Genomic DNA, 18,936 nt, shown 5'->3' on the forward strand with positions numbered 1-18,936 from the left:
CGTACCACCGATTTCGCCAGTCCCGAGGAGCTGTACACAGCATGAGCGCCGACACGCGACCACGGCTGATCGACAACTTCGGCCGCACCCGCCGTTCGTTCTGGGACTGGCGGGGCCGTCGCCCGTTCTGGGGCGGGCTGCTGTGCGTCCTGGCCGGGGTTCCGATCATGTACATCCCGTACCAGACCATGACCCTGGGCGACCTGCACATCCGGATGGCCACGACGGCCGGCGCCGGCTCGCTGATCATCGGCGTGCTGCTGGTCGTGCTCGGCCTGACCATGTGGTTCCAGCCGCAGTCGAGGGTCTTCGCGGGTGTCGCCGCGATCCTCCTCGCGCTGGTCTCGCTGGTCGTCTCGAACTTCGGCGCCTTCCTGATCGGCTTCCTGCTCGCCCTCGTCGGCGGGGGACTCGGCGTCTCCTGGATGCCGGGCAGGCCGCTCCCCGAGGCGCCGGCCGACAGCGGCGGGGACACCGCCGCCACCCCCGCCGGCCCCAGCCTGGTGAAGGGGAACGACGGGAGGCATCGTGCCGACTGACGAGCAGAACCTCGCGAGAACGGGCCCGCGCCACGCCGCACCGCGCAAGCCCCTGCTGTCCCGGCTGCACATGCCGGCCGGCAAGGCCATCGCCCTGGCGGCGATGCCGAGCGCGGTGCTGATGGGCATGGGCCTGACGCCGACGCTGGCGCAGGCCAAGCCCGTCCAGCCGCCGAAACCTTTCGGCGACGCACAGTGCGCGACGGTGCCGGACACCGAGGCGGATACGGATACGGATACGAATCCGGATGCGGAGGGTGCCGGGAAGCCCGCGCCGGACGGGGATTCACCCTCCCCGTCGCCGTCGCCGGGCGGTGCCGGCAGTGACAGCGGTACGAGCCGGGGTCGCGAGCCCTCCGCCTCGTCGCCGGTGAAGCCCTCGCCGCGTACGAAACCGGCGCCCGCGCCGGCACCGGTGACGCCCTCGCCGTCCCCCTCGCCGTCCAAGAAGACGAATCCGCTGGACCCCCTGGGTCTGGGCGAGAAGCTGACCGACATCCTGACGGGCGGCGGGAAGGGCTCGACCGGTCCGTCCGCGTCCCCGTCACCGTCCCCCTCCCCGTCCCGGTCGGCGTCCCCGGCCGCGCCCGGGCCGGCCCAGCCGCCGCCGGCCGGCGACGAGGCCAAGGCCAAGGCCAAGGACGGGCCCAGCCCGGCGCCCAAGCCCTCCGGCGGGCCTGCCGCGGGGACGCCGTCGCCCAAGCCCTCGCCCAAGCCCACGGCCGGGGTTCCGGCCACCCCCACCCCGTCACCGGACGCCGACAAGGCGCTGCCCCCGTGCCCGGCCGGGCATGTCCTCGACGAGAACGAGAAGCGCGCCTTCCCGAACCAGCCCTGGTACCTGGAGGCGAGCAAGCTCACCCTGACGGGTCTGACCTATGAGGGCGTCAAGCGCATCACCATGGTCAACGGTCAGCAGAAGTCGGTCCTGAAGTTCACCGCCGACTCACTGGCGATCAAGGATCTGCATCAGATCGTCAACAACCAGGGGAAGCAGTCTCACGTCACCGGGTCCGGGACGACGTCCACGGTCTCGGGCGCCAGGATCACCATGTACACCGAGGAGTTGAAGGGCAAGCTGCTCGGTGTGCTGCCGGCGACGCAGTCGCCGACCAGCCTGCCGCCGCTGATACCCGGCGTGAAGCTGCCGATCCCGATCTTCTTCACTGACGTGAAGCTCCGTCAGGCGGGGCAGTTCGGGGGGACGTTGCAGATCCCCAACCTGCATCAGTACCTGACGGACGGGACGTATCCGTAAGGCGTCGTTTCTTGTCCTCAAGCGCCGGACGGGCTGCAAATGCAGCCCGTCCGGCGCTTGAGGACCGGGGTCCGGGGCGGAGCCCCGCTACAGGAAGAGCCGGTCCAGCTGGTGGCCGAGCGCCGCGGCGGCCGACTCCGGGCTGCGCTGGCCGGCCAGGACGGCGGTGCCGAGGCCCGCGGCCATGGCGAGCAGGCCGATCGCGTCCGCGCGCGCGTCCACGCCCGGGGCGGTGAGCCCGGCCTCCCCGGCCTCCCGCAGCAGCCGGGCCACGGTGTCCTCGGCGGCGTCGGGGTCGTCCAGGAAGGGCTGCGCGGCGAGTTGCCCGTCCGTCATGGCCAGGACGGCGTACGAGGTGTGGACGAGGTGGAAGCGGCGGCTCTCCTCGTCGGTCGGCAGCGACACTGTCAGCAGTGCCTCGATCAGCGCGCGCGGCCCCGGGTCGTCCCCGGCGGCCCGGACCCGGGCGGCGACCCGCTCGGTGAATCCGCCGGTCAGGTGCCGCAGCCCGTGGAGCAGCAGCTTTTCCTTGGTCTCGAAGTAGTACTGCACCAGCCGCAGCGACACGCCCGCCTCGGCGGCCACGTCACGCATCCCCACGGCATGCAGTCCGCGCCGTGCGGCGACCCGGACGAGCGCCTCGGCGATCTCGGCGCGTCGTTGGTCGTGGTCCACGCGCTTGGGCATCGCCTTGTCTCCGCTCGTCGGTCCCTGTGCCGCCGGCCTCTCGGGCCGCCTTCATGGTACGCCGGTATCACCATCATGGTACGGTCGTATCACGAAAATGGACGCTCCGGAGGTGGCCCGCCGTGCCCGAGACCGTGACCCCCGCCCGCAATCGCGCCGATGTCGGCCGCTACGTCAACGACGCTTTGCGCGACCGCTACTTCGCGGCCTGCGACGCGGTCTACGCCCTGGGCGTGCCCGCCCGCGCGGAGACGGATGTGGAGACGGCCTTCGGGACCACCCACGTCTACCGCTACGGCCCCGCCGATCCCGCGGCCGAGGCCCGTACCCCGGTCGTCCTGGTGCACGGGGCGGGCTCCTGCTCCGCCATGTGGTACCCGAACACCGCCGCGCTGAGCGCCGAGCGCCCGGTGTACGCGATCGACACGCCCGGCGACCCGGGCCGCAGCGTGCAGCGCGCACCCCTCTCCCGGCCCGAGCACGCCGCACAGTGGCTGGACGAGACGCTCGCCGGCCTCGGCCTGGACCGCGTCCACCTCGTCGGTTCCTCCTACGGTGGCTGGCTCGCCCTGAACCAGGCGCACCGCCGGCCCGGCCGCCTCGCCTCCGTCACCTTGCTCGATCCCGGCGGGCTGGAGAAGGTGGGGCTGCGCTTCTTCGTCTGGATCTTCGCCAGCCTCTTCGCGACGTTCGCGCCCAAGGCGCTGCGCCCGCGCCTGGCGGCCTGGTTGGAGCAGCCGGTCCTCGTCGTGCCCGAGCTGCGTGCCATGATCCGCTCCGGCGTCCGCGCCTACCGCGTCCGCCGCCCGGCGCCGCTGCCCCTCGCCGAGGACGAACTGCGCACCATCGGCACCCCGCTCTATCTGCTGCTCGGCAGGCGCAGCCTGCTCCTGCACCCGGGGCGGCAGGTGGAGCGGGTCCCGCGCCTGATAGCGGGCGCCCGGGCCGAGATCGTCGCGAACACCGGCCACGGCCCGCAGATCGACCACGCGGAGGAGATCAACCGCCGCATGCTGGAGTTCATGGACTCCGTCGGCTGACGGCCGTCGGGGCCGCCGCCCACGGGCCGGACATACGAAGACGCCGGGCGGGCTGGAGGAATCCAGCTCGCCCGGCGTCCTGCGGACCCGGTGGGTCAGGCGGTCTCGCCGCCCAGGTGGTGGACCCGGACCATGTTGGTGGTGCCCGGGATGCCGGGCGGGGAGCCGGCCGTGATGATCATGGTGTCGCCCTTGCTGTAGCGCTGGAGCTTCAGCAGCTCGGCGTCGACGAGGTCGACCATCGCGTCCGTGTTGTCCACGTGCGGCACGACGTAGGTCTCCACGCCCCAGCTCAGCGCGAGCTGGTTGCGGGTCGAGGCGTCCGTCGTGAAGGCCAGGATCGGCTGGGCCGCGCGGTAGCGGGACAGGCGGCGGGCCGTGTCACCGGACTTGGTGAAGGCGACCAGCGACTTCGCGCCCAGGAAGTCCGCGATCTCGCAGGCCGCGCGGGCGACCGAGCCGCCCTGCGTGCGCGGCTTCTTGCCCGGCACCAGCGGCTGCAGGCCCTTGGAGAGCAGCTCCTGCTCGGCGGCCTCGACGATGCGGGACATCGTCCTGACCGTCTCGATCGGGTACGCGCCGACGCTCGACTCGGCCGACAGCATGACCGCGTCCGCGCCGTCCAGGATCGCGTTGGCGACGTCGGAGGCCTCGGCGCGGGTCGGGCGCGAGTTGGTGATCATCGACTCCATCATCTGGGTCGCGACGATCACCGGCTTGGCGTTGCGGCGGCACATCTCGATGAGGCGCTTCTGCACCATCGGGACCTTCTCCAGCGGGTACTCCACCGCCAGGTCGCCACGGGCCACCATCACGCCGTCGAAGGCCATGACGACCTCGTGCATGTTCTCGACGGCCTGCGGCTTCTCGACCTTGGCGATGACCGGCACCCGGCGGCCGACCTCGTCCATGACGCGGTGGACGTCGTTGACGTCCTTGGCGTCGCGGACGAAGGACAGGGCGACCATGTCGCAGCCCATGGCGAGCGCGAACTTCAGGTCCTCGATGTCCTTCTCGGACAGCGCCGGGACGTTCACCGCCGCGCCGGGCAGGTTGATGCCCTTGTGGTCGGAGATGACACCGCCCTCGATGACGATCGTCTTCACGCGCGGGCCGTCGACCTCGGTGACCCGCAGCTCGACGTTGCCGTCGTTGATCAGGACCTGGTCGCCCTTGACGACGTCGCCGGGCAGGCCCTTGTACGTCGTGCCGCAGATGGTCTTGTCGCCGGGCACGTCCTCGGTGGTGATGACGAACTCGTCACCGCGCACCAGCTCGACGGGGCCGTCCGCGAAGGTCTCCAGGCGGATCTTGGGGCCCTGGAGGTCGGCCAGGACGCCCACGGCGCGGCCGGTCTCCTCCACGGCCTTGCGGAGGCGGTTGTACCGCTCCTCGTGCTCCGAGTGGGTCCCGTGGCTCATGTTGAAGCGGGCCACGTTCATACCGGCCTCGATCAGCGTCTTCAGCTGGTCGAAGGAGTCGACGGCGGGGCCCAGGGTGCAGACGATTTTGGAACGGCGCATGGGGCAGATCCTATCGGTTTGTTTCGGAGCGGAATATTCGAGCTGTGGGAACGGCCAAGGCCATGCCGGTGATCAAGCGCTGACCAGGGCGTAAGCCTGGGTGGCGATCTCGAGCTCCTCGTCGGTCGGGACGACGGCCACCGCGACCCGCGCGTAGTCGGGCGAGATCAGCCGCGCCTCACCGGAGCGGATCTCGTTGAGACCGGCGTCCACGACCAGGCCCAGCTCCTCCAGGCCGGCCACGGCGGCCTCGCGCACGGGCGCGGCGTTCTCGCCCACGCCCGCCGTGAAGGCCACGGCGTCGACCTTGCCGAGCACCGCGTAGTAGGCGCCGATGTACTTCTTCAGCCGGTGCACGTAGATGTCGAAGGCGAGCGCCGCCCGCTCGTCGCCCTCGTCGATGCGCCGGCGGATCTCGCGCATGTCGTTGTCGCCGCACAGTCCGATCAGACCGCTCTTCTTGTTCAGGAGCGAGTCGATCTCGTCGACGGACATCCCCGCGTTGCGGGACAGGTGGAGGATCACCGCCGGGTCGATGTCACCGGAACGGGTGCCCATGACCAGGCCCTCCAGCGGGGTCAGACCCATGGAGGTGTCGACGCAGCGGCCGCCCCGGACCGCGGACGCCGAGGCGCCGTTGCCCAGGTGCAGGACGATGACGTTGACCTCGGAGGGGTCCTTGCCCAGCAGCTTCGCCGTCTCGCGGGAGACGTAGGCGTGCGAGGTGCCGTGGAAGCCGTAGCGGCGGACCATGTGGGCGTCGGCGGTCTCGACGTCGATCGCGTAGCGCGCGGCCGACTCGGGCATCGTGGTGTGGAAGGCGGTGTCGAAGACCGCGACCTGCGGCAGGTCGGGGCGGAGCGCCTGGGCGGTGCGGATGCCGGTGATGTTGGCCGGGTTGTGCAGCGGCGCGACCGGGATCAGCCGCTCCATCTCCGCCATCACCTCGTCGGTGACCACGGTCGGCGCCGTGAACTTCTGCCCGCCGTGCACCACGCGGTGGCCGATCGCGGCCAGCTCCGGGGAGTCCAGGCCCAGGCCGTCGGCGGTCAGCTCCCGGGCGACGGCCTTCAGCGCGGCGTCGTGGTCGGGCATCGGCTCCTGGCGCTCGCGCTTGGCGCCGCCCGTCGCCAGCGGGGTGTGCGCCAGCCGCGAGGTCTCCTCGCCGATGCGCTCGACCAGCCCGACGGCCAGCCGGGCGCCGTCGGCCATGTCGAGCAGCTGGTACTTGAGGGAGGACGAGCCGGAGTTGAGGACGAGGACGCGGGTGGCGTTGGCAGTCATGTGGGCTTTCCGTGTGGGGGTTCTCGGGGCTGTGAGGGGTACGGGAGCGGGGACGGGGCGCGCCGCCCCGTCCCCGGCGCCGTGTTACGGCTCGGTGCGCTCGCCGCGCTGCTCGCCCTGCGCCTGGATGGCGGTGATGGCGACGGTGTTGACGATGTCCTGAACCAGCGCGCCGCGGGACAGGTCGTTGACGGGCTTGCGCAGGCCCTGCAGGACCGGTCCGACCGCGACGGCGCCGGCCGACCGCTGCACGGCCTTGTAGGTGTTGTTCCCGGTATTGAGGTCGGGGAAGACCAGCACGGTGGCCTTGCCCGCGACCTCGGAGCCGGGCAGCTTGGTCTGGGCCACGGCCGCGTCGACGGCGGCGTCGTACTGGATCGGGCCCTCCACCAGCAGGTCCGGGCGGCGCTCGCGCACCAGCTCGGTGGCCTTGCGGACCTTGTCGACGTCCGCGCCGGAGCCGGAGGTGCCGGTGGAGTACGACAGCATCGCGATCCGCGGCTCGACGCCGAACTGGGTGGCGGTCGCCGCGGACTGGATGGCGATGTCCGCGAGCTGCTCGGCGTTCGGGTCGGGGTTGACCGCGCAGTCGCCGTAGACCAGGACCCGGTCGGCCAGGCACATGAAGAAGACCGAGGAGACGATCTGCGCGCCCGGCGCCGTCTTGATGATCTCGAAGGCGGGGCGGATGGTGGCGGCGGTGGAGTGCACCGCTCCGGAGACCATGCCGTCGGCCAGGCCCTCTTGGACCATCAGGGTGCCGAAGTAGGAGACGTCGGCGACGACGTCGTGGGCGAGCTCGACGGTCATGCCCTTGTGGGCCCGCACCTTCGCGTAGAGCTCGGCGAAGCGCTCGCGCAGCGGCGAGGTCTGCGGGTCGATGAGCTGGGCGCCGGCCAGGTCGATGCTCAGCTCGGCCGCCCGCTTGCGGATGGCCTCCTCCTCGCCCAGCAGGATCAGGTCGCACACGTCACGGCGCAGCAGCACGTCGGCCGCGCGCAGCACGCGCTCCTCGGTGCCCTCGGGCAGGACGACGCGGCGGCGGGCCGAGCGGGAGCGCTCGATCAGCTCGTGCTCGAACATCATCGGGGTCACGCGGCTGGAACGGGCCACGGAGATACGGTTCGTCAGCTGCGCGGTGTCCACGTGCCGCTCGAACAGGCCGAGGGCGGTCTCGGCCTTGCGCGGCGAGGACGTCTCCAGCTTGCCCTCGACCGCGAAGAGCTCGGCCGCGGTCGGGAATGAGCCGCCCGGCACCGAGACGACCGGGGTACCGGGGGCCAGCCGGCCGGCCAGCGCCAGGATGTCCGGGCCCGGCCGCTCGTCCAGGGTCAGCAGCACTCCCGCGATGGGCGGGGCGCCCGCGCTGTGCGCGGCGAGCGCGCCGACGATCAGGTCCACGCGGTCGCCGGGGGTGACCACCAGGCAGCCCTCGGTCAGGGCCGGCAGGAAGACCGGCAGCATGGCGCCGCCGAAGACGAAGTCCTTCGCGTCGCGCGAGAGGCCCGCGTCGTCGCCGAGCAGCACCTCGGCGCCCAGCTTCTGCACGATCTGCCGCACGGTCGGCGCGGAGAGCGAGTCGTCCTCGGGCAGCGCGTAGCACGGCACGGGCAGGCTCGCGGAGAGCTGCTCGGCGATCGCCTCGCGGTCGGCCGGGGCGACCCGGTTCACGACCAGGGAGACGACGTCGCAGCCCAGCGTCGCGTAGGCACGGTAGGCGTTGCGGGCCTCGGCCCGTACGGACTCGGCCGACTGCTCCTGGCCGCCGACGACCGTGATGACGGACGCGGCGAACTCGTTCGCCAGCCGTGCGTTCAGGGCCAGCTCGTCGGGGAGCGTGGTGCCGGCGAAGTCGGTGCCGAGGACCAGCACGTACTCGTACTGCCGGGCCACCGTGTGGAAGCGCTCGACGAGGCGGGAGACCAGCTCGTCGGTGCCGCGCTCGGCCTGCAGGGCGGCGGCCTCGCCGTAGGTCAGGCCGACGACGCTCTCGGCGGACTGCGACAGCCGGTAGCGCGACCGCAGCAGGTCGAAGAGGCGGTCGGGGCCGTCGCCGTGGAAGAGCGGGCGGAAGACGCCCACCCGGTCGACGTGGCGAGTCAGGAGCTCCATGACTCCCAGCTCGATGACCTGGCGCCCGTCGCCGCGGTCGGTCCCGGTCACGTACACGCTGCGCGTCACGCGTGCTCTCCTTGATGCTTCGCCGAGTGTTCTTCGGAAGAAAATAAACCCGTTAAGGTGGCCTTGCCCTCTTGACAATACCTGCGCCCGTGGATAAGGCGCGCGTCAGTGTGGTGTCGGGGGTGCGGCAGTACCGGCCGGCCCGTGAAACAATCGGCCCCGGCTCACATGTACCAGTAGCGAGCAGGAGACACAGCACGATGCGCATCGGAGTCCTCACCGCGGGCGGCGACTGCCCTGGCCTGAACGCTGTCATCCGCTCGGTCGTGCACCGCGCGCTTGTCGGCCACGGTGACGAGGTCATCGGCTTCGAGGACGGCTTCAAGGGCCTCCTCGACGGCCGCTTCCGCAAGCTCGACCTGGAGGCCGTCAGCGGCATCCTGGCCCGCGGCGGCACCATCCTCGGCTCGGCGCGCCTGGAGCGGGCCCGGCTGCGCGAGGCGTGCGAGAACGCCAAGGACTTCTCCCGCGAGCACGGCATCGACGTCCTCATCCCCATCGGCGGCGAGGGCACGCTGACCGCCGCGCGGATGCTCTCCGACGCCGGTCTGCCCGTCGTCGGCGTGCCCAAGACGATCGACAACGACATCTCCTCCACCGACCGCACCTTCGGCTTCGACACGGCCGTCGGCGTCGCCACGGAGGCCATCGACCGCCTCAAGACCACCGCCGAGTCCCACCAGCGGGTGATGGTCGTCGAGGTCATGGGCCGGCACGCCGGCTGGATCGCCCTGGAGTCCGGCATGGCCGGCGGCGCCCACGGCATCTGCCTGCCGGAGCGCCCCTTCGAGGTCGACGACCTGGTCAAGATGGTGGAGGAGCGCTTCGCCCGCGGCAAGAAGTTCGCCGTCATCTGCGTCGCCGAGGGCGCGCACCCGGCCGAGGGCTCCATGGAGTATGCCAAGGGCGCCATAGACCAGTTCGGCCACGAGCGCTTCGCCGGCATCGGCACCAAGCTCGCCGTGGAGCTGGAGAAGCGCCTGGGCAAGGAGGCCCGCCCGGTCATCCTCGGCCACGTCCAGCGCGGCGGCACCCCCACCGCGTACGACCGCGTCCTGGCCACCCGCTTCGGCTGGCACGCGGTCGAGGCCGCCCACCGCGGCGACTTCGGCAAGATGACCGCGCTGAAGGGCACGGACATCCGGATGGTGCCGCTGGCGGACGCGGTGACCGAGCTCAAGCGCGTGCCGGAGAACCGGATGGACGAGGCCGAGTCGGTCTTCTAGACCCCTCCCGCCACCCCTGACACGACTGTGGGCCACCCCTCGGGGTGGCCCACAGTCGTGTCAGAGGTCACTTCTTCAGCAGCTCCGCGATCCCCGCGAGGTCCTCCGCGCCGTGCCCGTCGGCCACGCGCCGCTCCATCAGGGCCCGCAGGGCGGTGAACAGGTCGGGCCGGATGCCCTGCTCCTCGGCCGTCGTGATCAGGTTGCCGAAGGCGGCCGCCTGCATGCCGATGTTCGACACCACCCCTTGCGTGTAGTCGCCCGTCCCGATCTGCTGGGCGGCGTGCGGGATGCCTTCCGCCATGGCGGCGATCCACGCGCTCAGCATCGGCGCGAAGTCGGCGGCCGGCACCTGCTCCGTGCCCACCAGCGCCAGGGCGTGGATGACGCCCGAGAACATCCCGTACATCCCGCTCAGCAGCGCGATGTCGTACAGCGCGGCCAGTCCCGCGTCGGTGCCGACGAACGTCGCCGCGCCCAGGCGCTCGAGCACCGGCCGGTGCGCGTCGAAAGCCTCCCGCGCCCCGCTGTACAGGACGAACGCCTGCTCCGTGCCGATGCCCGGCGGGACGGCCATGATGCCGCCGTCGAGGTAGGTGATGCCGTGGGCGGCGGCCCACCGGGCGCTCTCCCGGGCCTGGGCCGGGGTGCCGTTGGTGAGGTTGACCAGGGTGCGGCCCGCCAGCGCCGGCGCGACGGGGCCCAGGGTGGCGTGGACCGAGTCGTGGTCCAGCAGGCAGACCACGACGAGCTCGCCCGCCGACGCGGCGGCGGCGACGTCCTCGGCACGGACCGCGCCCAGGGCGAGGAGGGGGTCGGCCTTGGCGGCGGTGCGGTTCCACACGGTGGTGGGGTGGCCGTTCGCCAGGAAGGCGGTGGCCAGCGCCGTGCCCATGGCGCCGAGACCGAGAACGGTGACGGGGGAGGCAGAGGTGTTGCTCATGTGCTGAGGGCTCCAGGTGTGCGGTGCGAAACGGCTGTGGCGCGCCTCCATCAGATTTGCCGATGGGGCGCGCCACGCCAAGTACGCACCTATAAGTGGGCACTTACCTGGAGGTGAGTGGGGCTACTGCGCCCCGATCGACTCCAGCATGTTGAGCCGGGCCGCCCGGCGGGCCGGCCAGAGGGCGGCCAGCACACCGACCGCGAGGGCCAGCAGCAGGAAGACCGCGATCCGCGCCCACGGCACGACCATCTCGTACTGCGGGAAGGACGAGCGCAGCAGGTGACCGCCGGACCAGGCCAGGAAGATGCCGACCGCCACGCCCATGACCGCGCCGAACATCGCGATCGCCACGGACTCCAGCCGCACCATCCGCTTGACCTCGCGCCGCGCCAGGCCGATCGCGCGCAGCATCCCGATCTCCCGGGTCCGCTCGAAGACCGACATGGCCAGGGTGTTGACGACGCCGACGACGGCGATGACGACGGCCATGCCCAGCAGGCCGTACATCAGGTAGAGGACGTCGTCGATGTCGCCGGCCTCGGCACGGCGCAGGTCCTCCTGGCTCTGGACCTTGATGGCCGGGTTGCCGCCGAGGGTCTCCTTGATCTTCTCGCGGAGCTCACCCGCCTTACCGGGGGCGGCCTTCACCAGGACCTCGTCGTCGCGCACCCTGTCCAGGTGCGGGTCCACCAGGGAGGGGGTGGCCAGGACGGCGGCGTAGACGTCGTTCTCCGCGTAGACCGCGGCGACCTTGGGGGCGGCCTTCTTGCCGTCGTAGAAGGACATCGGCAGCGTGGCACCGACCTTCAGGCCGCGCTTCTTGGCGTACTCGTCGGAGACCGCGACCGTGCCGTCGCGCACATCGGCGGGGGAGCCGCTGACCCAGCGCACGTCGACCACCTTGCCGACCGCCGAGGGGTTGGTGGCGCGGACCAACGCCGGTACGTCGTCCGACTGGAAGCCGACCGAGCGCATCGGGACGGCCGCGGCGACGCCGGGCTCCTTGGCGAGGGTCCGGGCGATGTCGGGGGAGAGGCCGCCGAAGTGGCCCGAGGTGACCTTGTAGTCGGCCGTCAGGGCCTGCTGCCCCATCTTGGCCACCCCCTGGTCGGCGGAGACCGCGACCACGGTCAGGCCCGTGATCAGGGAGAGGCCGATCATGAGGGCGGAGGCGGTGGCGGCGGTGCGGCGGGGGTTGCGCAGCGCGTTCTGCCGGGCGAGCTTGCCGCTGACACCGGTCAGCCGGCCGGTGACCTTGGCGAAGAGGTGCACGAACGGGCGGGAGAGCAGCGGGGCCAGCACGATGACGCCCGTCACCGTCAGGGCCGCGCCGGCCATCGCCGTCTGCAGGCCCTTGGTGTCCTTGAGTGTGGTGACGTACAGCATGATCGCCACGCCGAGGCCGGCGAGCACGGCGCCGATGCTGTTGCGGACGACGAGGCTCCGCACGGCCGGCGGCTGCTCCACGGTGGCCAGCGCCTCGACGGGGGCGATCTTCGCGGCCTTGCGGGAGGGCAGCCAGGCGGCGAGCACGGTCACCACGACACCGACCGCGAGGGCGGAGAGCACGGCGGTCGGCTCGATGACCAGCGGACCGTCGGGCAGGCTCGCGCCGGCCGAGTTCAGCGCCGAGCGCAGTCCGACGGCGACGCCGAGGCCCAGGACGAAGCCGGCGGCGGAGGCCACCAGGCCCAGCAGCCCGGCCTCGATGAGCACCGAGCGCACGACCTGGCGGCGCGAGGCGCCCACCGCGCGGAGCAGGGCGATCTCCCGGCTGCGCTGGGCGATGAGCATGGTGAAGGTGTTGGCGATGATGAAGACGCCGACGAAGAGCGCGATGCCGGCGAACGCCAGGAAGGTGCTGCGGATCGAGCTGGTCTCGTGGTCGATGGCCTTGGACTCGTCGGCGGCCAGCTTCTTGCCGCTCTGCGCCTCGAAGGTCTGCGGCAGCACCTTGCGGACCTCGGCGGTCAGCTTCTCCTGGTCGGTGCCGGGCGTCGCGGCCACGACGACCTCGCTGAACTCGCCGGGCTTGCCGAAGAGCTTCTGCGCGGTCGGGGTGTCGAACAGCGCGAGGCTGCCGCCCGCGCTCACGCGCGGGTCGTCGGTCTCCACGATGCCGACCAGCTTCTTGGTCATCACGGGACCGTCGACGGCCAGCCGTACGGTGCCGCCGACCTTGGCGCCGGTCTTTTCGGCCGTCTTGGCGTCCAGGGCGATCTCGCCCTCGGCGGCGGGCCCGCGGCCCTTGACGACGGGGTAGCGGCTGTCCTTGCCATCCTTGCCGGGCACGTAGTTGGCGCCGGAGCTGCCCCATTCGCTGCCGGCGGGGTTGTTCTGCCGGTCCGCCACCATGGCGACGCCGTTCACGGACGGGCGCACGGAGGCCACGCCGGGCAGGGCGCGGATGGTGTCGACGACGCGGGAGTCCAGCGGCCGGCCGTCCGTGGCGGCGGTGCTGGGCGGGCCGGCGGTCACGGAGACGGCCACGTCGTCGAGGCTCTTGGCCATCTTGTTGCGGAAGGCGGCGCCGACGGAGTCGCTGAATATCAGGGTGCCGGAGACGAAGGCGGTGCCGAGCAGGACCGCGAGAGCGGTCATCATCAGCCGGGTCTTGTGCGCGAGGAGGTTGCGCAGGGCGGTACGGAACATGGTGTGGGGATCAGTCCTGGAGGTCGTCGGGTCCGGCGGGGATCAGCTCGTGCGGCCCTTGGCGTCGAAACGCTTCATGCGGTCCAGGACGGCGTCGGCGGTGGGCTCGCGCAGCTCGTCGACGATGCGGCCGTCGGCGAGGAAGACGACGCGGTCGGCGTAGGAGGCGGCGACGGGGTCATGGGTGACCATGACGACGGTCTGCTGCAGCGCCCGCACGGACTCGTGCAGGAAGCCCAGCAGTTCGGCGCCGGAGCGGGAGTCGAGGTTGCCGGTCGGCTCGTCCGCGAAGATGATCTCGGGCTTGGCGGTGAGGGCGCGGGCCACGGCCACGCGCTGCTGCTGGCCGCCGGACAGCTGGCTCGGCCGGTGCGCGAGCCGCCCGGACAGGCCCAGCGTCGCCACGATCTGCCGCAGCCACTCCGGGTCCGGCTTGCGGCCCGCGATGTCCATGGGGAGCGTGATGTTCTCCAGCGCGGTCAGGGTGGGCAGCAGGTTGAACGCCTGGAAGATGAAGCCCACCTTGTCCCGGCGGAGCCTGGTCAGCTGCCGGTCGCCGAGCGAGCCGAGCTCGACGTCGCCGATCCGGGTGGAGCCGGAGGAGATCGTGTCCAGGCCCGCCATGCAGTGCATCAGCGTCGACTTGCCGGAGCCGGACGGCCCCATGATCGCCGTGAATTCGGCCCGGCGGAACTCGACGGAGACCGAGTCCAGGGCGGCCACGCGGGTCTCACCCTGCCCGTAGACCTTGCTCAGCCCGGTGGCGCGAGCGGCGATGACGCCGGCGGGCGTGTGGGAGGGGGCGTAGGCGGCCGTGTGGGACACGAGGTCTCCTCCGGGAGGTGTGTGGGGGGTGGGAACGTTGGAATCAACAGTTCCAATTCTCGGAGCGGCAGCCTCGCCGGGCGTCAGCCGTACGGCCGGAAATCGGCGTCACACCCTGGGACTGTGGTGCCGGTGGGGCGTAGTACCGCAGACGGACGCCGTCATCCTCAAGACGCACCCGGCGGGTGGGTCAGCCCTTGACCGCGCCCCCGAGCGCGAAGCCCGCGCCCATGCGGCGGGCGATGAGCGCGTACAGCACGATCACGGGCGTCGAGTAGAGGATGGAGAAGGCCGCCAATTGGCCGTACGCCACCTGCCCGTAGTTGCCGAAGAAGGTGAAGATGGTGACAGAGGCGGGCAGTTGGTCGGGGGAGAGCAGCAGCATGAACGGGACGAAAAAATTGCCCCATGTCATGATGAAGCAGGAGATGGCCACGACCGACAGCCCCGGGCCCATCAGCGGCAGGATCACCCGCACCAGCGTCTGCAGCCGGCCCGCGCCGTCCGTCCAGGCGGCCTCCTCCAGGATGACCGGCACGCCGTCCATGAAGTTCTTCATCAGCCAGATCGCGAAGGGCAGCTGGGCCGTGGCGAGGAAGAGCGCGGTGCCGTGGACGGTGTCGATGAGGTTGATCCGCACGAACAGCCCGTAGACGGGCACCATGATCGCCGTCAGGGGCAGACAGGTCGCGAAGAGCACCCCCAGCAGATACGGCCGGGTGACGCGGGAGCGGTAGCGCGAGAGCGGGTACGCGGCCAGGGCGGCGCACACGATCGTCACCAGGGTGGCGCCACCGCACAGCAGCAGGCTGTTGAGCATGGGCCGGAAGGTGATGTCCTCGGTCAGCACCGCCGAGAAGTTGCCGAGCGTGGGGTCCTCGGGCGCGCGCACCCGCAGCCCCGCCCCGGCATCGGCCGAGGCCAGCAGGAGCCACACCAGCGGCACGGCGAAGGCGCCCGCCACGACGAGCAGCGCGGCGTCGGCGGCGAGCCGGTGGGACCGGTCGGGGCGGTGGCGGCGAGGGCGGCGGGCGAGGGGCGGGCGCATGGCACCTCCGGGCGCGACGTGCGCGGACAGCCGCTCGGAGGGTAGCGCGGCACGGGGGTGCGGGGGCAGGGGGCCGGGCCGCACCTCTCCCCGCGCCCTGTCCCCGGACCGGGGCCGGGGCGCTCGTCGCCGCGGGCGCCGGCGCCCGCCTACTTCGCCGGCGAGTAGATGTGGCCGGCGAACTCGGCGATCTGGGCGTCGGGCAGGTGGCGGGCCAGGTCGGCCTCGCTGATCATGCCCACCAGGCGCTTGTTCTCGATCACCGGGAGGCGGCGGATCCGGTGGCTCTCCATCTCGTGCAGAACCTCCTCGACGTCGGCGTCGGCGTCGATCCAGCGGGGGGTGCCCTCGCAGAGGTCGGCGGCCGTGCACTTGGACGGATCGTGCCCCTGGGCGAGGCACTTCACGACGATGTCGCGGTCGGTGATGATGCCGCACAGCCGCCCGTTGTCGTCACTGACCGGCAGGGCGCCCACGTTGAGCATCTGCATCACCTGGGCCGCGCGGGGCAGGGTCTCGTCGCGGGTGATCCACTGCGCGCCCGGGTGCATGATGTCCTTGGCCTTGGTCATGGTCTGTCCGCCTCCTCAGCAGGTGTCGGAGCCGCGGTCTGCCGGACGGCAGTCAGCGGGCGTAGACCAGTTCCGCGAACTCGGCGATCTGGTCGTCCGTGAGGTGCTGGGCCAGGTCGGCCTCGCTGATGATGCCGACGAGACGCTTGTTCTCGATCACCGGAATCCGCTTGATGCGGTAGTTCTCCATCTCGTGCAGGACGTCCGAGACGTCGGCGTTGGCGTCGATCCAGCGGGGGGTGCCCTCGCAGAGGTCGGCGGCGCGGCACTGGGAGGGCTCGATGCCCTCGGCGATGCACTTCACGACGATGTCACGGTCGGTGATGATGCCGCACAGCCGCTCGTTCTCGTCGGCGACCGGCAGGGCGCCCACGTCGAGGTCCTTCATCAGCTGGGCCGCGACGTCCAGGGTCTCCGTCTGGGAGATCCACTTGGCGCCCGGGTGCATGATGTCCTTGGCTGTCGTCATGATCTGCCTCCTCTGAGTGCGTATGCCTCTCGAGTCGTCCTGTCTTGGACAGCACTCTCATCGTCTCCCGCACCCTGGCCCCCGGCTATCGGAGGGTTACTCCGGTCAGGGGCACACCGCGCCCCCGGCCGGCCGGGCCGCCCTGCCCCCGCACGCCGGGGGCGTACGAACGCCCGTGCCGGGCGCGTGTCAGTGGCCGGTGCCAGACTGAGTTCCGGCCGGGGAAACCCGGCGGAATCCGTCGAAGGGGCACACCACCATGCTCACTACTGACTTTGTCACCGGCGCACCCTGTTGGCTCGACCTCGGCAGCCCGAACACGCGGGGTGCCGCCGACTTCTACGGTGAGGTCTTCGGCTGGGACTTCCGCCCCGCCGGGCAGGAAGCGGGCGGCTACGGTTTCTTCCAGGTGGACGGCAAGCACGTCGCGGCCCTCGGCCCGCTGACGGAGGAGGGCGCGAGCTCGGCCTGGACCGTCTATTTCCGGACACCGGACGCGGACGCCACGGCCAAGGCCGCCGAGCAGGGCGGCGGCACCGTGCGCGTGGCGCCGTTCGACGCGATGGAGGCCGGACGGATGGCCTGCCTCACCGACCCGCACGGCGCCGAGTTCGCCGTCTGGCAGCCCGCGGCCCTCCAGGGCCTGGAGAAGGTCACCGACCAGGGCTCCCTGTGCTGGGCCGAGCTCCACACCGGCGACCCCACCGCCGCCAAGGCCTTCTACCGCGGCCTGTTCGGCTGGCGCTCCGAGGACGTCAAGGTCCCCGGCATGACCTATACGGTCCTGTCCACCGCCGCCGGCGAGGACCAGCAGAAGGCGTCCTTCGGCGGCGTCGTCCCCTTCCGCGAGCCCGCCGAGAAGCCGCACTGGCTGCCGTACTTCGAGGTTCCGGACGTCGACCAGGTCGTCGCCCGGACCGAGGGAAACGGCGGCTCCGTGCTGATGCCGGCCGCCGACGCCCCCGACATCGGGCGCATGGCGTGGCTGGCGGACCCCTACGGCGCCCCCTTCGCGGTGATCAAGAGCGTGACGCCGCCGGTGGAGCCGACGCCTTCGTCGGGCTGACGGGCACCGGGCCGGCCGGCCCGGCGCCCGGAACCCGGCCTTACCGGACGAGCCCGATCGCCTCGATCTCGATCATCCACTCAGGGGCGGCGAGGGAGGAGACCTCGACGAACGACTCCGCGAGGTGGGGCTTGTCCGGGAAGTGCTCCGCGCGCAACTTCGCGTAGACGTCCTGCTGGGTGATGTCGGTGACGAACACGGTCGCCTTGACCACGTCGGCCAGGCTGGAGCCCGCGTTCGTCAGGACTGTCGACAGGTTGGCGAGCGCCTGACGGGCTTGCGCCTCGAAGTCGCCGGCACCGACCGTGGCCCCCTGGGCGTCGATCGGGGCCTGTCCCGAGGTGAAGACCAGGTTCCCGACCCGGACGCCGAGTGAGATACCGGCCGACTCGTACCAGTCGGGTTCCGCGGAGACGCGCACACGCTCGGCGGCGGGCTGTGTAACGGACATACTGCTGACGCTCCCTCAAAAACGATGCACACGATGCACACACGATGCACGCACGACAGCCACGGGATGACGAGATCCATTCCCGAGGATCGCGCCGGCGGGCGCGATGGCAGGATGTGAGGATGACGGCGAACGAGCCCTGGGCAGGGCTTCCCGGTGACCTGCTGGCGGCGAGGACACGGGTGTACGACCCGAGCGGCTTCGCTTGCTCACGGCCGGTGCCCGAACCGGAGAGTGCCGAGTACGCGGCCCACGGGTTCACGCTCGACGGGATGGCGGTCAGGTTCCGCGTGGCCAGGACCACCCCGACGAAGGTCGGCCAGTTCGTCACCGTGTGGCAGCGGTCGGCGGAAGGCCCGATCCGGCCGTTCGACGCCGAGGACGGGATCGATCTCTTCGTCATCAGCAGCCGTGACAGCGGCCACTTCGGACAGTTCGTGTTTCCGCGAGAGGTGCTGTGCGAGCGCGGCATCGTGTCCAGGAACGGCACCGGCGGGAAGCGAGGGTTCCGTGTCTACCCGCCGTGGGTGACCACGACCAATCGTCAGGCACGCGGCACTCAGGCGTGGCAGGTGAACCACTTCCTGCCTCTCGGGGAGAACGGGCCTGTCGACAGGGAACGTGCCCAGGCCCTCTACCACCCGTAACCAGAGGCTGTTCAAGGGGATTTACCTGTCCGAAACAGGCGCTCGGCAGAATCCCGCAGCGTGAAGATCGAACAGGTGGACTGGGCGGACCCGACAGCCGCCGCGCTGCGTGCCCGGCAGCGGGCCGAGATCGCGGAGAGATACGGCACCCCGGACAGTGAGCCCGGGGTGGCGCCGTCGGCGGCGGACATCGCGGCGTTCTTCGTGGCGTACGAGGACGGCGGCACCGCGGTGGGGTGCGGAGGGCTTCGCTATCTGGGGGACGGGATCGGCGAGATCAAGCGCATGTATGTCGCCCCGCCCTGGCGTGGCTCGGGTGTGGCGCCGCTGATTCTGCGCGGGCTGGAGGAGTGGGCCTCAGGGCAGGGATGGACCAGTCTCCGGCTGGAGACAGGGGACGGCCAGCCCGACGCCGTCCGCTTCTATACGCGTTCCGGCTATGAGCGGATCCCGAACTTCGGCGCCTATACCGGCGTGGAGAGTTCCTGGTGCTTCGAACGGCCGCTTCAGGTCTGACCCGGG

At 71.3% G+C, this 18,936-nt stretch carries 18 protein-coding genes; 7 read left to right on the plus strand and 11 right to left on the minus strand.

The features are described 5' to 3' along the window. Positions 1–41: 41 nt before the first annotated feature. Together ABZ956_RS02905 and ABZ956_RS02910 are read left to right on the plus strand one after the other, a co-directional pair. Complete coding sequence (locus ABZ956_RS02905; protein ID WP_361885922.1) at positions 42–539, plus strand: DUF6114 domain-containing protein; 498 nt, start codon at positions 42–44, stop codon at positions 537–539. Beyond that, entirely contained in the window at positions 529–1,797 is a 1,269-nt protein-coding gene (locus tag ABZ956_RS02910; protein ID WP_361885925.1) for a hypothetical protein, read from the plus strand. The genes ABZ956_RS02905 and ABZ956_RS02910 overlap by 11 nt, the downstream gene beginning before the upstream one ends. A gap of 87 nt (positions 1,798–1,884) precedes the next feature. Here ABZ956_RS02910 and ABZ956_RS02915 read toward each other — a convergent pair whose 3' ends face one another. After that, on the minus strand, positions 1,885–2,484 hold the full coding sequence (locus ABZ956_RS02915; RefSeq protein ID WP_361885927.1) for a TetR/AcrR family transcriptional regulator: 600 nt from the start codon (positions 2,482–2,484) through the stop codon (positions 1,885–1,887). Between the two features lie 122 nt (positions 2,485–2,606). Here ABZ956_RS02915 and ABZ956_RS02920 point away from each other — a divergent pair, with 122 nt between their 5' ends. Next, positions 2,607–3,524, plus strand: a complete 918-nt coding sequence (locus ABZ956_RS02920; protein WP_361885930.1) for an alpha/beta fold hydrolase — start codon at positions 2,607–2,609, stop codon at positions 3,522–3,524. A gap of 95 nt (positions 3,525–3,619) precedes the next feature. On the opposite strand, the gene pyk is transcribed toward ABZ956_RS02920, so the two are convergent. The 3 genes from pyk to pta all read right to left on the minus strand — a co-directional run bounded on the left by pyk (position 3,620) and on the right by pta (position 8,512). Further along, on the minus strand, positions 3,620–5,047 hold the full coding sequence (gene pyk, locus ABZ956_RS02925; RefSeq protein WP_361885933.1) for a pyruvate kinase: 1,428 nt from the start codon (positions 5,045–5,047) through the stop codon (positions 3,620–3,622). A gap of 72 nt (positions 5,048–5,119) precedes the next feature. Further along, positions 5,120–6,331 (minus strand): acetate kinase, encoded by a 1,212-nt coding sequence (locus tag ABZ956_RS02930; RefSeq protein ID WP_361885936.1) that lies wholly within the window; start codon positions 6,329–6,331, stop codon positions 5,120–5,122. A gap of 84 nt (positions 6,332–6,415) precedes the next feature. Then, a complete protein-coding gene (pta, locus tag ABZ956_RS02935; RefSeq protein WP_361885938.1) occupies positions 6,416–8,512 on the minus strand; it encodes a phosphate acetyltransferase in 2,097 nt (698 codons plus the stop codon). Between the two features lie 200 nt (positions 8,513–8,712). Between pta and ABZ956_RS02940 the strand changes: the two genes are divergently transcribed. Continuing rightward, positions 8,713–9,738, plus strand: coding sequence for an ATP-dependent 6-phosphofructokinase (locus ABZ956_RS02940; RefSeq protein ID WP_361885941.1), 1,026 nt, complete (start codon positions 8,713–8,715; stop codon positions 9,736–9,738). A 67-nt stretch (positions 9,739–9,805) separates the two neighbouring features. Here the strand turns inward: ABZ956_RS02940 and ABZ956_RS02945 are convergent, their stop codons facing one another. The 6 genes from ABZ956_RS02945 to ABZ956_RS02970 all read right to left on the minus strand — a co-directional run bounded on the left by ABZ956_RS02945 (position 9,806) and on the right by ABZ956_RS02970 (position 16,250). Beyond that, positions 9,806–10,681, minus strand: a complete 876-nt coding sequence (locus ABZ956_RS02945) for an NAD(P)-binding domain-containing protein (RefSeq protein WP_361885944.1) — start codon at positions 10,679–10,681, stop codon at positions 9,806–9,808. Between the two features lie 123 nt (positions 10,682–10,804). Next, complete coding sequence (locus tag ABZ956_RS02950) at positions 10,805–13,336, minus strand: FtsX-like permease family protein (RefSeq protein ID WP_361885947.1); 2,532 nt, start codon at positions 13,334–13,336, stop codon at positions 10,805–10,807. A 42-nt stretch (positions 13,337–13,378) separates the two neighbouring features. Continuing rightward, positions 13,379–14,161: an ABC transporter ATP-binding protein gene (locus ABZ956_RS02955; protein WP_361885950.1), complete on the minus strand. Its 783-nt coding sequence runs from the start codon at positions 14,159–14,161 to the stop codon at positions 13,379–13,381. A gap of 190 nt (positions 14,162–14,351) precedes the next feature. Then, complete coding sequence (locus ABZ956_RS02960; protein WP_361885953.1) at positions 14,352–15,209, minus strand: carbohydrate ABC transporter permease; 858 nt, start codon at positions 15,207–15,209, stop codon at positions 14,352–14,354. A 149-nt stretch (positions 15,210–15,358) separates the two neighbouring features. Further along, positions 15,359–15,781, minus strand: coding sequence for a CBS domain-containing protein (locus ABZ956_RS02965; protein WP_361885956.1), 423 nt, complete (start codon positions 15,779–15,781; stop codon positions 15,359–15,361). A gap of 52 nt (positions 15,782–15,833) precedes the next feature. Next, positions 15,834–16,250 (minus strand): CBS domain-containing protein, encoded by a 417-nt coding sequence (locus ABZ956_RS02970; RefSeq protein ID WP_361885959.1) that lies wholly within the window; start codon positions 16,248–16,250, stop codon positions 15,834–15,836. Positions 16,251–16,509: 259 nt separating this feature from the next. Between ABZ956_RS02970 and ABZ956_RS02975 the strand changes: the two genes are divergently transcribed. Next, positions 16,510–17,316 (plus strand): VOC family protein, encoded by an 807-nt coding sequence (locus tag ABZ956_RS02975; RefSeq protein WP_361885962.1) that lies wholly within the window; start codon positions 16,510–16,512, stop codon positions 17,314–17,316. A 40-nt stretch (positions 17,317–17,356) separates the two neighbouring features. Here the strand turns inward: ABZ956_RS02975 and ABZ956_RS02980 are convergent, their stop codons facing one another. Next, positions 17,357–17,767, minus strand: a complete 411-nt coding sequence (locus ABZ956_RS02980) for a RidA family protein (RefSeq protein WP_361885965.1) — start codon at positions 17,765–17,767, stop codon at positions 17,357–17,359. Positions 17,768–17,889: 122 nt separating this feature from the next. Between ABZ956_RS02980 and ABZ956_RS02985 the strand changes: the two genes are divergently transcribed. Together ABZ956_RS02985 and ABZ956_RS02990 are read left to right on the plus strand one after the other, a co-directional pair. Next, positions 17,890–18,414 carry a MepB family protein gene (locus ABZ956_RS02985; RefSeq protein ID WP_361885967.1) on the plus strand — a complete coding sequence of 175 codons (525 nt, stop codon included), beginning with the start codon at positions 17,890–17,892 and terminating at the stop codon, positions 18,412–18,414. Positions 18,415–18,474: 60 nt separating this feature from the next. Further along, the gene (locus ABZ956_RS02990; protein ID WP_361885970.1) at positions 18,475–18,930 is read left to right on the plus strand and encodes a GNAT family N-acetyltransferase; all 456 of its coding nucleotides are present in this window, start codon (positions 18,475–18,477) and stop codon (positions 18,928–18,930) included. The last annotated feature ends 6 nt before the right edge of the window (positions 18,931–18,936 follow it).

The organism is Streptomyces sp. NPDC046261, from assembly GCF_040646235.1.
Taxonomy (GTDB): Bacteria; Actinomycetota; Actinomycetes; order Streptomycetales; family Streptomycetaceae; genus Streptomyces.

Coding starts and splice junctions, on each gene's coding strand:
- ABZ956_RS02905 (WP_361885922.1), top strand. CDS start 42: ATGAGCGCCGACACGCGACCACGGCTGATCGACAACTTCGGCCGCACC.
- ABZ956_RS02915 (WP_361885927.1), bottom strand. CDS start 2,484: ATGCCCAAGCGCGTGGACCACGACCAACGACGCGCCGAGATCGCCGAG.
- pyk (WP_361885933.1), bottom strand. CDS start 5,047: ATGCGCCGTTCCAAAATCGTCTGCACCCTGGGCCCCGCCGTCGACTCC.
- ABZ956_RS02930 (WP_361885936.1), bottom strand. CDS start 6,331: ATGACTGCCAACGCCACCCGCGTCCTCGTCCTCAACTCCGGCTCGTCC.
- ABZ956_RS02940 (WP_361885941.1), top strand. CDS start 8,713: ATGCGCATCGGAGTCCTCACCGCGGGCGGCGACTGCCCTGGCCTGAAC.
- ABZ956_RS02945 (WP_361885944.1), bottom strand. CDS start 10,681: ATGAGCAACACCTCTGCCTCCCCCGTCACCGTTCTCGGTCTCGGCGCC.
- ABZ956_RS02950 (WP_361885947.1), bottom strand. CDS start 13,336: ATGTTCCGTACCGCCCTGCGCAACCTCCTCGCGCACAAGACCCGGCTG.
- ABZ956_RS02960 (WP_361885953.1), bottom strand. CDS start 15,209: ATGCGCCCGCCCCTCGCCCGCCGCCCTCGCCGCCACCGCCCCGACCGG.
- ABZ956_RS02965 (WP_361885956.1), bottom strand. CDS start 15,781: ATGACCAAGGCCAAGGACATCATGCACCCGGGCGCGCAGTGGATCACC.
- ABZ956_RS02970 (WP_361885959.1), bottom strand. CDS start 16,250: ATGACGACAGCCAAGGACATCATGCACCCGGGCGCCAAGTGGATCTCC.
- ABZ956_RS02975 (WP_361885962.1), top strand. CDS start 16,510: ATGCTCACTACTGACTTTGTCACCGGCGCACCCTGTTGGCTCGACCTC.
- ABZ956_RS02980 (WP_361885965.1), bottom strand. CDS start 17,767: ATGTCCGTTACACAGCCCGCCGCCGAGCGTGTGCGCGTCTCCGCGGAA.
- ABZ956_RS02985 (WP_361885967.1), top strand. CDS start 17,890: ATGACGGCGAACGAGCCCTGGGCAGGGCTTCCCGGTGACCTGCTGGCG.